The 255-nt window shown below is 49.4% G+C and carries 1 protein-coding gene; it reads right to left on the bottom strand.

All coding sequences use genetic code 11. The annotated features are described in order from the left end of the window. Positions 1-255 (bottom strand): MBG domain-containing protein (locus tag ICN46_RS11905; protein WP_216209146.1); only part of this gene is annotated, 255 nt, incomplete at both ends.

The following is a 255-nucleotide window of genomic DNA, read 5'->3' as shown; positions in this document are numbered from 1 at the left end:
TCGTTTGTGAGGCGTCAGCACTGATGTAGATCGGACGTGCGGTAATCCCCATGGCCTGATTAGTGCTATCAAAGGTAATGGTGTAGTTAGCTGCCTTAGTGCCTGAACCTAAGAGGATGTTGTAGTTACCTACGTTCTCCCCTGCGCTGCGAGATAAGGTACCTGTCACATTGGCTAGGGTGTCAGTCACTGCTACTGATGCTAATGAGCCAGCAGTAATAGTGACAGCCAAGCTTGGATCGGTTTCACCATAGA

The organism is Polynucleobacter sp. Latsch14-2, assembly GCF_018881925.1.
Taxonomy (GTDB): domain Bacteria; phylum Pseudomonadota; class Gammaproteobacteria; order Burkholderiales; family Burkholderiaceae; genus Polynucleobacter.
This window is presented reverse-complemented; position numbering and strand designations above follow the sequence as displayed.